Genomic DNA, 13,120 nt, shown 5'->3' with positions numbered 1-13,120 from the left:
CCAACTCCACGATCGTCGCCCGCGCCGCCGCCGCCGGATCCGCCAAAACATGATCGGCCACCCGCCGCAACGCCCCCGTGAACTCCGTCAGGCGTACCTGGATCTGGGGCAACAGCGCGTCGGCGTCGTCTGGCCCGGCACCGACGGTCACCTCGCGATCCATCGCTGGCACGCCCCTTCACGGGTCTACATACGTGATAATGGCAAGGACTGTTAACTGTTGCGGTAAAAGTTCTTACTGCGGGGGCAGGTTTGTCAATAGGTCTTATTAAGTTTCCTTACCGTTACTTGATCAACGTGTGGTCTGAGCTGCGTGTACGCCGAATCGCGGGGTCGGTAAGAATGCTGACCAGATCCGTTCGGTCAGGGTCGGGCGAGCCGACCAGGCGACGCAGATCGATCCGGACGGCGCTCGGGTCGGGCCGAGTATCCTCAGCAGGTCTGTCCAACCTCGACGGACGCCGCCCTGGCGTCCGGGGCCTGATCGGAGGCATCTATGCGGCTACCGTTGCGCTGGCTGGCTGCGGGGGCGGTGGCGGCGATGGTGATCGGCGCGGGCGCCGGCTACGTCACCGCGCACGACTCGGGTTCCGACATCCGAGTCCAGGCCGCGCCGTCGTCTACGGAGTCAGCCGCCACCTCGGCCTCGCCGGCGGTCTCCGCGTCCGCCTCGATTTCGCCGTCGCCGTCCGTGACGAAGAAGGGATCGGCGCTCGCGTCGCGCCCCAACGACGGCACCGGCTACTGGCCCGATTTCTCCAACACCGGGTACATACACACCCCCGCGAACGCCGGCGGACTCGGCAAGGGGGCGTACCCGGGCAAGCTGAAGGACCACACCTCCGGCATGAGCGCGTCGAAGCCGCTACGGCTGGAGTTCCCCGACAACAGTGTGATCTCCTTCCAGCGGTTCCTCGCCCTGAAGGTGACCATCTACGGCGACAACCTGACCTTCATCGGCTGCCTGTTCGAGGGCACGATCCCGAACGACAACCTCGTGCAGATCTACGCCGACACAGCGATCACGTTCCGCTACTCGACGTTCAAACCCGCCGCGTACGCGAAGCCGCCGGGCAACAACGGGAAGGTCTCCTCGGCCCCCGCCCCGCCCGGTACGCCGTTCGACAAGTCCTGGCAGCTGATGACGACGATGGCGGGGGCGGTCGCGACGATGGACCACAACGATATCTGGGGCAACGCCGGGCTGGAGATGACGACCGGACGGCCCGGCAAGCCGTCGCGCTGGACGAACAACTACCTCCACGACCTGGCCGACACCTCGCACGACGAGTACCACCACGACGGGATCGGGCCGCAGAGCGAGGGCGACGGCGGGCCGATGATCGTCGACCACAACACGATCGCGTCCCTGGGCAACACGAACGGTCTGGCGTTGCAGGGAACCGGCGTCTACGACCACGTGTCGTTCACGAACAACTACGTCTCCGGCTGGGGGTACGCCCTCTGCATCGGCACCCGGGACAACGCCACGAACATCACCGTCACCGGCAACGTGTTCTCGGCCGAGCTGAGCCAGCTCTACGGGTTCAACTACGGCGGGATCTGGGGCGGGAAGTCCCGCGGCTCGACCTGGCGCAACAACCGGCTGCAAGTACGCGCCGGCGACGACAACTCGCATTTCAAGGTGGCCGACAACGGCAAGTACCTATGGCCGTCGAACTCGGCCCGCAGCACCGACTTCACCGGCTGACCCCGTCCGGCGTGAATGCTGCAGATCACGGTTACGCAGGCCAAATCCCGGGCGGGAAGCATGCGTAACCGTGATCTGCAGCCCTAACGGACTAGCCGATCCGGTAGGTCCGGATCAGCGTCTCCTCGACGGAGTTGCCGGCCCAGTCCAGCGCCGTCACCCGCAGGGAGACGAAGCCGGCCGCCGACGGATGGTGCACCGTCGCGGCGTACGCGCTCCCCGACCCCGTGACCGTGGCGTTCGCCCAGGTCGCACCGTCGTCGGTGGAGTACGCCACGGTCACCGAGCGCAACCCGCTGACCGAGGCGCCCGGCTGAGCGGCCACCGTGAGCGGGATGGTGAGATCCGCACCCGCCGGAGCCGTCGAAGTGGCGTCGACCGGTGGGGCGAGCGTCACCGACCACAGCGGCTGCCGGGTCCAGATGCTCGGGTCGACGTGGCTGGAGGCGAAGGTCCAGGCCACCGTGGACCGGGTGCCGAGCGTCGCGGGCGCGCCGCGGACGGCCGACACCTCCAGCCGGTACGTGCCGTTGCCGGCCGGAACCGCGAACTGCCACGGCTGCTGCGAGGCGATCGAGGTCTCCTGGCCGACGAGCACCCCGTCCTTGAACAGCTTGAGGCTGCTCGCCGACGCGGTCTGCGCCTCGGAGAACCCGTAGTGACCCGAGCTGTCGCCCCACAGCGGCACCCAGCCACCGAGGACGTCACCGGTACGCACGACCCAGTTCGCCGGGTACAGCGGCCCGGCCAGCTGGGGCGCGTAGACCGGCTTGTTCCAGGTCTCCACGATGTGCTGTCCTCCGCTGTACGCGATCAGCCCGGAGCCGAGGTCAGCGAGCACGCGGTTGTCGGCCGTGTACTCCTCGAACTCGGTGTTCCACTTCACCCCGCCGTCGGCGTTGAACACCTCGTCCCGGGTGAACGGCAGCGTCATCGGCATGCCGTAGCCGAACGACACCTGGAAGCCGGTCTGCGACGGTTGCGGGAAGGTGGTCGAGTAGCCCGTCGAGCCGGCGACCTGGGCGGCGTACCGCGATTCCACTGTGGCCAGACTGCCCGCCGCGACCGTCCGGGTGAACCCGACCGGCCAGGCGCCGAGATCGAACCAGGCCAGGTGATAGATCGTCGGCGCGTTGAGCTCCGTGCCGTCCGGACCCGGGTGGTAGAGATGAGCCGCCACCTTCACCCGGTACGCCCCGATGGTCGGGTCGTCCCGGACGAGTCCGCTGTAGACGGTCGGCGTCCAGGCGACGCTGCCCAGGGCGAGCACCCGGCCGTCGGTGAGTTCGAGCTGCCCGGAGACCTCGGTGAGGTACTTCCGGGCTGCTGTGTCGGGCACGGTGATGTTCACTGGCTGCCCGAGCCGGGCGTCCATCACGAGCGAGGTGTCGCCGTCCAGCGAGAACCTCGGTACGCGCAGAATGGTCGTCTCCGAGTTGCCGGCACCGGTGAAGATGTTGGTGGCGACGAGGTAGACGTCCTTCGGCAGCCGGACGGTCAGCGTGCCCGGCGTGTTGGTGGCGACGAAGTGCACCCGGCCGAAGGTGTCCAGCACCAGGGTGGTGTAGTACGCGGCCTGCGCGCCCGTCCGGTCGAGGTGCGACAGCGTCAGGGTGTGTGCCTCCCCGACGCGGTGCAGCCCGAACGGCGTGGTGACGCGGGTGTCGTCGGCGCCGTGGGCGAGGATCCGCCCGGAGTAGAACCCGTCCATCGTGCCGAGCGCCGGGTTCGCCGTCAGCACCACCGAGGCGGAGCCGTTGGCCGGAACCGTCACCGAGGTGGCGCTGAGCTGGAACATCCCGTCCGGAGCCAGGCCCCGCTGCGGGTTCTCCGCGGCCACATCGAGCGACAGCGTCTCCGGCGTACTGCCGAGGTTTCGGTAGGTGATGGTCCGGGTCAGCGCGGTGCCGTCGTCCGGCGTGCCGAACGTGACGGTCGGCGGATCGGCCTGCACCGACTGCGCGATCACGCGGGCGACGTCGACCCGGCCCGCCCCCTGCGCGGCGACGGCGATCGCGGGGTTGCGCAGGGCCGCCCCGACGAGCGCTCCCTTGAGCTGCGTACCCGTCCACTGGGGATGCTGCTGGGCCAGCAATGCCGCCGAGCCGGTGACGTGCGGGGTAGCCATCGAGGTGCCGCTCATCGAGACGTAGGTGCTGCTCGCGTTCGGCCCGCTCGGGCTGGCGGCGGCCACGATGCCGACGCCGGGCGCGGTGATCTCCGGCTTGATGGTGTACCCGTCGGGGTTGGGACCACGGCTGGAGAAACTCGCCAGGTTGTTGGACTTGTCGACCGCGCCGACGGCCAGCGCCGACGGTGCGGTGGCGGGCGATCCGACGGCTTCCTCCGCACCGGTGTTGCCCGCGGCGATCACGAACAACGTGCCGTACTGCGTGGTCAGTGACTCGACTGCGGCTTCCATCGGGTCGATGCCGTTGGTGGGCGAGCCGCCGAGGCTCACGTTGACGACCTTCGCCCCGGCCGACGCGACCCACTCCATCCCCTCGAGGATGGCCGACGTCGGGCAGTTGTCGGCGGCCAGGCAGACCTTTGCCACCAACAGCTTCGCGCCCGGTGCGACTCCCTTGTAGCTGCCGCCGGAACCGACGCCGCTGCCGACCATTGTGGACGCCACGTGCGTGCCGTGGCCGACGGTGTCGCCGTACTCCGAGCCGCCGACGAACGTGCGCGCCTGGATGACCTGACCCCACAGGTCGATGTGGCTCCAGTCCACACCGGTGTCGACGATGCCGATCGTCACCCCGGTGCCGTCATAGCCGGCCGCCCAGGCCGTCGGCGCGCCGATCTGCGGCACGCTGACATCCAGCGTCACGTGCAGCCGTGCGTCCAGCCAGAGCCCGGTCACGCCGGTGGCCAGTCCCCGCGTACCGGTCACCTGACGCCACAGCTTGACCCCGGTCCCGCGCACGGCCAACGTCCGGGCACCGGGAATCCGGCGGGTCACCGTCGCGCCGGCCCGCTTCAGCTTCGCGGTGGTGTCGCTCTCTTTCCCCTGGTACGCCACAAGCAGCGGTACTGATTCGCCGGCTTCCTGCCGGGCCAGCTCGGTGACGTCGAACAGCCGCAGATCGACCTGTCCGGCCGCCAGCAACGGCGCGGCGTCGGACGGGATGATCAGGATGTGGCCGTCGGGCCGCCGGATCGTGGTGAAGGTGATCCCCGTGCGAGCCGGATCGCGCTCGACCGAGACCTGGTCGACCCCGGTCAGGGTCACCTTGTCGCCGGTCACCAGCGTGATCGTGGTGTGAGCCGCGGTCGGCATGGTCGGAATCGCACCGGCGACGCCGGCGGCCGGGGCCGAGGCGGCGACGGCTCCACCGCTCGGCACGGCGAGCATGGCCGCGAGGATCCCGCCGGCTACGACGCCGGCCCATCTCCTTCTGTGCACTGTGCTTCCCCCTAACTGGACACTCCCATGTGGATGTGGGAGCGCTCCCAAACCGACCCTTTCTCGGTTAGGTAACACCACAGTGGACAGATGATCACGAACTGATTACTAGACGATCACCGTTGGCGGGCGCCCGGTCGCTAGCCCGGGCGCCCGCCAGCCACCCCCGCCGGCGTACGCCGGACCCCGGAGTCACGCCGTCCGCGCCACCACACCGTCGGCCGCCGACGCGGTCGCGACGGCGTACCCGGTCAGCGCGATCGTGGCCAGCCACACCGCGAACGGCGCGAGCTGCCAGGCCTGGACCCCGTCGTCGCTCGCGGTGAACAGCGTCGCGAACACGGCCAGATAGGTCACCACCCAGGCGACCGGCGTCCAGCGCCGCCACCCGGTCAGCACTCCGGCGCGGGCGATGGCGACCGCCGCCAGGATGCCGCCGACGATCTGCCCGAGACCACCGATCGGATAGAACGGGTTGTCGGCGTTGCCGGTGGCCATCTCGACGAAGCCGCCGAGGGCGATGCTCAGGTGCCCGAAGGACCACAGGCCGAGGCCGATCGCCGGGAACACCCCGCGTCCGCCGATCCCGGCGGCGAGCATACCGGCGATCATCGCGGCGATGCCGATGAAGCCGGCGTCGATCAGCAGCTCACCGGGCTTGCTGTCGGCGTCGGCGTACTGCAGCAGGATGCCGGCCGCCCACAACACGGCCGCCGCGATCCCGACGCTCCCCCACACCTTGCTCATGACTTCCTCCCTCATTCGGTGGGACTCAGCATCGGAGCCGGCGTACGCATGGCGCATCGGAGCGGACCCGGAAGGTTCCTCCGGGCTGACACGGATGTGCCGGGCGGCTCCCGATCCGTACGCTGAGCCCATGTATCGCCGGGTGAGCGTCGCGATCGCGGTCGTGGCCGGGGTGTTCCTCGTCGCCGGGGCCGTGGCGCTGATCCGGCTGGGCTCCGACGCCGGACTGTTCGTCGTCTTCTGGTACGCCACCGGAGTCGTGCTCAGCCTGCCCTCGCTCGCGCTCGGGCAGGTGATCGCGCGGCATCGCCCGCAGAACCCGGTCGGCATGCTGCTGACCCTGGTCGGGCTGGCGATCGCGGTGATCCCGTCGGTCGAGACCTATGGATCGGCGGCGGTGACCGGGCTTCCGCTGCCCGGCGTGGTGGGCACGCTGGACCAGGGCTCGTGGATGCTGATGTACGTCCCGGTCGCGCTGCTCGTGCTGTATTTCCCCGAAGGACGGCTGCCCGGACCGGGCTGGCGCTGGGTCGCCGGTGGCCTGATCGCGCTGCTCGTCGCGTTCGACATCCTGGCCGGGATGACGCCGGAGGCGTACCCGCCCCCGTTCGAGAACTCACCCCACGCCTTCGGCGTGCTGCCGGACGGAGCGATCCCGTTCGTGATGGCGTTGCCGGTCACCTTGCTCGTCCTGCTGATCGCGAGCGCCGCCTCGATGGTCGGGCGGTTCCGCCGGGCGGTCCGGCCGAGCGAACGGGCTCAGCTCAAGTGGTTCGCCCTCGCCGGCCTGTGGCTGCCGGTGTCGCTGCTGCTGTGCTGGACGAGCTACCTGCTCCTCGGTATGCCCGACCTCGCGCTGATCGGCCTGTTCGGACTGTTCATCACGATCCCGGTCGGCACCACGATCGCGATGCTTCGGCACGACCTCTACGACGTCGACAAGGCGATCGCCGCCACCGTCACGTACGGCACGGTGACGACGGTTCTGCTCGGCGTCTACACCGTCGTCTCGTTCACCGGCGGGCTGGTGGCCGGCGGTGGCAGCGCGGTCGTCGCCGCGGGCGCGACGGCAGTATGCGCAGCGGCGCTGACCCCCGTCCGATCGCGGACGCAGCGCGTCGTCGACCGGCGGCTCTATCCCCGCCGCCGAGCCGCGCTCGACGCCATCGCCGCGTTGCGGCAGCGCATCGACACCGGCGACAGTCAGCCGGAGGAGCTGCAACGGGTGCTGCGAACCGCCTTACAGGACCGGGCGCTGCTTCTGGCGTACAAGCTGCCGGGCGAACAACAGCTCGTGGACGCGGCTGGAGGGCCGATCGCGGACCCCGAGGACGCGGTTCCGATCGTGTTGCACGGCCAGGAGATCGGCGCGGTGATCCGGAGCGGGGACGCCACGAGCCGTGAGCTCACGCGGGAGGTGGCCGCGGCGAGCGCACTGCTGGTGGAGGTGACCCGGCTGCGGATCGGGCTCTCGGCCGCGTTGCGCGACGTCGCGTCGAGCCGGGCGCGGCTACTGGCGGCGGGCTACTCGGAGCGCCGCAAGCTGGAGCGGGACCTGCACGACGGCGCGCAGCAACGGCTGGTGTCGCTCGGCCTGGCGCTGCGGCTGGCGCAACGGCACCTCGGCGACGGCACGGTCGACGTCGACGGGCTGCTCGACGAGAGCGTGGCCGAACTCGGCACCGCGGTCGCCGAACTGCGCGCGATCGCCCACGGACTGCGACCGAGCAGCCTGGACGACGGCTTGGACGTCGCCGTACGCACCCTGGCCGGATCGCTGCGGCTGCCGGTCACGGTCGAGGTGGAGACAGGGCCGATCGCCGACGACGTCGCGACGACGGCGTACTACGTCGTCAGCGAAGCGGTGACGAACGCGATGAAGCACGCCGACGCCGGATGGATCGGGCTGCGGCTGATCCGGGAAGACGCAGCCCTGTCCGTGCAGGTACGCGACGACGGCCGAGGCGGCGCCCAGCTGCGGCCCGGCTCCGGCCTGGCCGGACTCGCCGACCGGGTGGCCGCCGCCGGAGGTGCGTTGCAAGTGCACAGCCCGAGCGGGCGGGGCACCACGATCGAGGCGGTGCTGCCGTGCGCATCGTGATCGGCGAGGACTCCGCCCTGTTCCGCGAAGGACTGGCCCGGCTGCTGGCCGACGCCGGGCACGAGATCGTCGCCAAGGCCGGTGACGCCGTCACACTCGTCGCCGCCGTCGCCGAACACGAACCCGATCTGGCCATTGTGGACATCCGGATGCCGCCGGACCACACCGACGACGGCGCCCGCGCCGCGCGTACGCTCCGCGACCGGTGGCCGAAGCTCGGCATCCTGCTGCTCTCCCAGCAGATCGAGACCCGGCACAGCGTCGAGCTCGTGGCCCGGGGCGGTTTCGGTTACCTGCTCAAAGATCGCGTCTTCGACGTCGACGACTTCCTGGAGGCGATGCGCCGGGTGGCCGCGGGCGGGTGTGCGCTCGACCCCGAGGTCGTCGCCCGGCTCCTCGGCGGACCGCCGCTACCGGGCCTGACCGCCCGCGAACGCGAAGTACTCGCACTGATGGCCGAAGGACGCACGAACGTCGGCATCGCCCGGCGACTCTGGCTGACCGACCGCACCGTCGAGACCCACGTCGGCTCGATCATGCAGAAGCTCGGGCTGACGAGTTCCGCCTCCGATGAGGACCATCGGCGGGTGCTCGCGGTGCTCGCTTACCTTCGCTCGGCGTGACCTTGCTCGGCCGGCTCCGCTCGGGCGTTTCGCGGCACCGACCCCGCCAGCGGTGAGCGGGTCAGCGCGACAGCACGTGCGTCAGCACGGCGAGGTGGCTGTGCTCCAGATCCTTGGCCGAGGTCAGCAGGGTGACCGGGCCAGCCGCCGCCCACTGCCGAAGCTGAGTCAGCGCCGCCTGCTCGGCGGATCCGCGAGGTTCCTGCTCGTAGCGCCGGACGAACTCGGCGTGCCGCGCCTGCGGATCTTCGTGGTACCACTTGCGCAACTCGGTCGACGGCGTGACGTCCTTGAGCCACTCGTCGATGTCCGCCTCGTCCTTGCTGATCCCGCGCGGCCACAGCCGGTCGGCCAGTACCCGCTTTCCGTCGTCGTCGCCCGGCGGGTCGTAAATGCGCTTCATCTGGACCACAATCCGGAATGTACCGCTCGGCGGGCCGTTCCCGGGCGCGTTCCGCGGCTCCACAAGTCGATCTAGGCGAGAAATGGCGGCCCAGGCAGCCGAAACTCGCCTAGATCAACTACTGGGCGGCGGCGTTGTGCTGAGCGACGAGACCGGGCAATTCGTCCAGCGATGCGATGTTGAACAGGCAGTCGCCGGCCACTGGCGCACTGTCGAGGATGTGGGCCCAGGGACCGCGCCGGATCAGGCAGGCGTGCATACCGGCGGCGATTGCGGGGGTTGCGTCGTTGTCCGGTCGATCGCCGACGTAGAGGATGACTGACGGATCGCCGCCGCCGACGCGTACGACGTGCTCGAAGAACTCCGGTGACGGCTTGGCCGCGCCCCAGCCCTCCGACGTGCCGATGACGTCGACGGCCAGGTCGAGATCCCAGAGGATCGCCTCGGCGTACGCCGGTTGATTGCCGGCCAGGCCGACCAGCAGCCCCTGCTCCTGCAGGGCGCTCAGGCACCGGCGCGCGTCCGGATAGAGGTCCTCCGCGCCGAATGTCTCCGCTTGACCCGCCGCTTCCCGGCGGGCCCGTTCGGTCGCGAAGTCGAAGCCGGGCCGGAGGATCTCGAAGGTTTCGTCGAAGCGCCCGCCCCGGGCGACCACGGAGCCGAAGACCGCCGACAACGTGTGCCGGGGTACGCCGAGCCAGTCGGCCCAGGTCTCGAACTCCCGGGACTCGTCGAGGATCGTCCCGCCCACGTCGAAGAAGACCGCCTTGATCACGGGCGCACCTCGTTCAGCAGCTCCAGGAGTGCGGAGTGGGTGGGTTCGTCGGCGGCGACGAGGAGCCCGCCGACCCCCGTATGCAGCGGCTGGCCCTGGATGCCGGTGACGACGCAGCCGGCCGCCTGGCAGAACGCGATCCCGGCGGCGAAGTGCACGCTGTCGCGCAGATCCCCGGCCGTCAGGTACGCCGAACGCCGGCCCGCGCCGACCCAGGCGACCGCGAGCGTGGTGGACAGGACGCGGGGGCGGAAGCGCTGGTTGAACGCGACACTCGCGAGCAGGGCGGTCGCCGAGAACTCGGGGCTGTCCGGATGCGGGTCGAGGTTGAGGTCGACCAGGCGCGATTCGGCCGACGGATGCGCGGGGCGGTCCTCGGAGTCGCGCCGGATCAGCGCCCGGTCGCCGTCGGTCCAGAAGATCTCGCCGGTGAACGGGTCGGCGCTGGCTGCTGCGGTGATCCCCGACCCGGTACGCAGCGCGACGTTGACCGACGCCATGGTGGTCTCGGCGGCGAAGTTGAGCGTGCCGCAGAGCGGGTCGACGAACCAGGTACGCTCGCCGATCTCGCCGCCGGTCTCCTCGCCGAGCACGGCGTCGTCGGGCCTGCTCTGTCGCAGTACTTCGAGGATCGCCTGCTCAGCGGCGAGGTCGGCCTCAGTCGCGAAGTCGCCGGGGGCTTTCGCATGTCGGGTCAGCGAGCTGCCGAACTTCGCGCGGACGACGGCTGCGCCCGCTTGCGCCGCGGCGACCGCGACTCCGTGATCAGTCAGGGACACCTGGCGAGGCTACATCGGTGCAGTTGTTGCTCTTCCGCCTGACCGTGTACTCGTGGTCGTCGGTCGTGATGCCGGACGGCTGGCCGTCGAAGTACGCCTCGACCTTCTCCCAGCCCCGGTGCTGTTCGTAATGCAGATGCGGCGCGCCGGAGTCGCCGGTGCTGCCGATCTTGCCGAGTTGCTGGCCCTGCCGCACCTCGTCGCCGACCTTCACGAGGGGCGGTTCCAGCATGTGCAGGTATTGCGTCGTCCATTTCCCGCCGTGGTCGATCTTCACCCAGTAGCCGCCGCCGCGGCCCTTGGGCCCGTTCGGCTTCTTGGGCGTACGCCCGCCCAGTTCGCCGTTGATCCCGGCTTCGATGACAGTGCCGCCGAACGAGGCGAGGATCGGACGGCCCCACGCAGTTCCCTTGGTGGGGAACAGATCCAGGTCGAAGTCGTCGTGGCCGGGATAGGTGCCGAGCTCCCACGTCTCTCCACATGCGACCGGCAGCTGGAACAGCGGGCGTGGTCCGGGCGGCAGCAGCATCGGCACGACCACGAACGCGGCGACGACGAGGGCCGTGGTGGCGGCGGCGAGCGAGATCAGCCAGATGGCACGGCGACGGTTCACCGGGCCGAGCGTACTCAACGTGATGTTAAGGAGATGTCAGCGCCCGAGCGCCGACATGATGATCCGCGCGGTGTTCTCGACGTGCTCGCGGGCGATCTTCGCGGCCGTCTCGCCGTCCTGCGCCCGGAGGGCGGCGACGAGATCCCGATGCTGCCGGTTGACGATCTCGTCGTCGGCCGGGGTGAAGACCACCGGCTGGTGGAAGTTCCAATAGTTCACCTTGGTACGCCGGAAGAACTGGCTCACCAGCGCATTGCCGGCCGCCTGGGCGACGAGGTCGTGGAACTCGTTGTTCAGCTCGTTCAGCCGGACTCGGGACGCACCTGGATCCTCCATGAGCTCGATCAGCTCGTCGAGCCGGGCGAAGTCGTCCTGCTTGAGCCGACCCGCCGCCAGGTACGCCGCATGCGCCTCGATCCCGGCCCGCGCCTCGATGATCTCCAGCATCTCCTCGGGGGCGTGATCGCGCACGATCCAGCCCCGGCGCTGTTCGACCAGTCCCTCCTGACGGAGCCGGAGGAGCGCCTCGCGTACGGGAGTGCGGCTGACCTTCAGCCAGTCCGCCAGCTCCTCCTCGACGAGGCGGTGGTTCGGGCGGAACTGCGCGGACAGGATCGCCTCACGAAGCCGCTCGTGCACGACGTCGGCCACGAACTCGGTGCTGCGCGTGGCCATGTCGGTGTCCCAATCCGTCTGAAGCAGGTCGTATGCGGGATCGTACACGGGTGGCGCCGATCTAGGGATCGACTGTGATTCGTTCGGGCGAATGCTCCTCAGCGCTCGCTTGTCGCGGAATCGGGGCACGCCGTTGTGCGTATCGCTTGGCGATCGGAACGATGGCGCGGGCCGTGAGCGGGCCGGTGACCGCGAGCACGAGCACGTACGCCGCCGCGAGCGGGCCGAGTTCGGAATTGACCCCGGCGGTGACCGCGAGCCCGGCGATGACGATGTTGAACTCGCCGCGCGGCAGCAACGCGGCCCCGGCGCGCAACCGGCCGACGGTCGAGACCCCGGCGCGGCGGGCGGCCCACCAGCCGGTGGCCATCTTCGTCAGCATGCCCACGATCGCGAGCCCGATCGCGATGCCGGCCACCGGCGGGAGATCCCCAGGATCGGTGTGCAGGCCGAAGAAGACGAAGAACACCGCCGCGAACAGATCGCGCAACGGTGTCAGCAGTTCGCGGGCCTGATGCGCGAGTGGCCCGGACAGCGCGATGCCGACGAGGAACGCGCCGACCGCCGCCGAGACTTGCAACAATTGGGCGACTCCGGCGACCAGCACTGTCAGGCCCAGCACCTTGAGGAGCAGCACTTCCTGGCTCGGCGAGGCGACCAGCTTCTCCACGATGTGACCGAATCGCAGCGCCACGATGAGGATCACGGTGATCGTGGCGGCGGCGATGCCGAGTGTGATCGCGCCCGTGAGGAATCCGGCCCCGGCCAGCATCGCGGTGAGGATCGGCAGGTAGACCGCCATCGTGAGGTCTTCGAAGACCAGCAATGACAGCACGACCGGGACCTCGCGGTTACCGAGCCAGTCCAAGTCGGCCATCACCTTCGCGGTGATGCCGGACGACGTGACGTAGGTGATCCCGCCGAGCGCGACGGCCGCGACCGGCCCCCAGCCCATGAGCAGCGCGACGGCGACGCCCGGGAGCGAGTTGAGCACGAGGTCGACGAGACCGGCCGGAGCGTTGGTGCGCAACGTGCCCACGAGTTCGGGCGCGGTGTACTCCAGGCCCAGGGTGAACAGCAGGAGGATGACACCGATCTCGGCCCCGGTCGCGGTGAACTCCTCGCTCGTGGTGAGCGGCAGGATGCCACCGTGGCCGAAGGCCAGACCGGCCAGCAGATACAGCGGGATCGGTGAGATGCTGAAGCGCAGCGACAACGCGCCGAGCAGCCCGAGGGCGAGGATGATGGCGCCGATCTCGATCAGCGTGAAGGCGGCGTGCATAG

General features: G+C 69.7%; 11 protein-coding genes. 3 read left to right on the top strand and 8 right to left on the bottom strand.

The genetic code is table 11. The annotated features are described in order from the left end of the window. The first annotated feature begins 496 nt into the window (after positions 1-496). Positions 497-1,711, top strand: coding sequence for a hypothetical protein (locus HOV77_RS21445; RefSeq protein WP_290864367.1), 1,215 nt, complete (start codon positions 497-499; stop codon positions 1,709-1,711). Positions 1,712-1,802: 91 nt separating this feature from the next. Here HOV77_RS21445 and HOV77_RS21440 read toward each other — a convergent pair whose 3' ends face one another. Both HOV77_RS21440 and HOV77_RS21435 read right to left on the bottom strand, forming a co-directional pair. Continuing rightward, on the bottom strand, positions 1,803-5,120 hold the full coding sequence (locus tag HOV77_RS21440) for a S8 family serine peptidase (protein WP_290864365.1): 3,318 nt from the start codon (positions 5,118-5,120) through the stop codon (positions 1,803-1,805). A 192-nt stretch (positions 5,121-5,312) separates the two neighbouring features. Then, positions 5,313-5,867: a hypothetical protein gene (locus tag HOV77_RS21435; protein WP_290864363.1), complete on the bottom strand. Its 555-nt coding sequence runs from the start codon at positions 5,865-5,867 to the stop codon at positions 5,313-5,315. 130 nt (positions 5,868-5,997) lie between these two features. Between HOV77_RS21435 and HOV77_RS21430 the strand changes: the two genes are divergently transcribed. Together HOV77_RS21430 and HOV77_RS21425 are read left to right on the top strand one after the other, a co-directional pair. Then, positions 5,998-7,968 carry a histidine kinase gene (locus HOV77_RS21430; protein ID WP_290864361.1) on the top strand — a complete coding sequence of 657 codons (1,971 nt, stop codon included), beginning with the start codon at positions 5,998-6,000 and terminating at the stop codon, positions 7,966-7,968. After that, complete coding sequence (locus HOV77_RS21425) at positions 7,956-8,591, top strand: response regulator transcription factor (protein ID WP_290864359.1); 636 nt, start codon at positions 7,956-7,958, stop codon at positions 8,589-8,591. Before HOV77_RS21430 ends, HOV77_RS21425 begins: the two co-directional genes overlap by 13 nt. 61 nt (positions 8,592-8,652) lie before the next feature. On the opposite strand, the gene HOV77_RS21420 is transcribed toward HOV77_RS21425, so the two are convergent. The 6 genes from HOV77_RS21420 to HOV77_RS21395 form a co-directional block, all read right to left on the bottom strand. Next, positions 8,653-8,994, bottom strand: coding sequence for a DUF488 family protein (locus HOV77_RS21420; RefSeq protein ID WP_290864357.1), 342 nt, complete (start codon positions 8,992-8,994; stop codon positions 8,653-8,655). A 118-nt stretch (positions 8,995-9,112) separates the two neighbouring features. Further along, positions 9,113-9,769, bottom strand: a complete 657-nt coding sequence (locus HOV77_RS21415) for an HAD family hydrolase (protein WP_290864355.1) — start codon at positions 9,767-9,769, stop codon at positions 9,113-9,115. Then, positions 9,766-10,548, bottom strand: a complete 783-nt coding sequence (locus tag HOV77_RS21410) for an inositol monophosphatase family protein (RefSeq protein WP_290864353.1) — start codon at positions 10,546-10,548, stop codon at positions 9,766-9,768. Before HOV77_RS21410 ends, HOV77_RS21415 begins: the two co-directional genes overlap by 4 nt. Then, positions 10,535-11,143 carry a M23 family metallopeptidase gene (locus HOV77_RS21405; RefSeq protein WP_290864375.1) on the bottom strand — a complete coding sequence of 203 codons (609 nt, stop codon included), beginning with the start codon at positions 11,141-11,143 and terminating at the stop codon, positions 10,535-10,537. Before HOV77_RS21405 ends, HOV77_RS21410 begins: the two co-directional genes overlap by 14 nt. Positions 11,144-11,197: 54 nt before the next feature. Then, positions 11,198-11,836: a GntR family transcriptional regulator gene (locus HOV77_RS21400; protein WP_290864351.1), complete on the bottom strand. Its 639-nt coding sequence runs from the start codon at positions 11,834-11,836 to the stop codon at positions 11,198-11,200. A gap of 61 nt (positions 11,837-11,897) precedes the next feature. Then, positions 11,898-13,118, bottom strand: a complete 1,221-nt coding sequence (locus tag HOV77_RS21395; protein ID WP_290864349.1) for a cation:proton antiporter — start codon at positions 13,116-13,118, stop codon at positions 11,898-11,900. Positions 13,119-13,120: the final 2 nt, after the last annotated feature.

Origin of the sequence: Hamadaea sp. (genome assembly GCF_013362815.1) — a bacterium.
GTDB lineage: Bacteria > Actinomycetota > Actinomycetes > Mycobacteriales > Micromonosporaceae > Hamadaea.
Note: the sequence above shows the minus strand (reverse complement) of the source record. Positions and strands in the feature narration are given on the sequence as shown.

Coding starts and splice junctions, on each gene's coding strand:
- HOV77_RS21445 (WP_290864367.1), top strand. CDS start 497: ATGCGGCTACCGTTGCGCTGGCTGGCTGCGGGGGCGGTGGCGGCGATG.
- HOV77_RS21435 (WP_290864363.1), bottom strand. CDS start 5,867: ATGAGCAAGGTGTGGGGGAGCGTCGGGATCGCGGCGGCCGTGTTGTGG.
- HOV77_RS21430 (WP_290864361.1), top strand. CDS start 5,998: ATGTATCGCCGGGTGAGCGTCGCGATCGCGGTCGTGGCCGGGGTGTTC.
- HOV77_RS21420 (WP_290864357.1), bottom strand. CDS start 8,994: ATGAAGCGCATTTACGACCCGCCGGGCGACGACGACGGAAAGCGGGTA.
- HOV77_RS21400 (WP_290864351.1), bottom strand. CDS start 11,836: ATGGCCACGCGCAGCACCGAGTTCGTGGCCGACGTCGTGCACGAGCGG.
- HOV77_RS21395 (WP_290864349.1), bottom strand. CDS start 13,118: ATGCACGCCGCCTTCACGCTGATCGAGATCGGCGCCATCATCCTCGCC.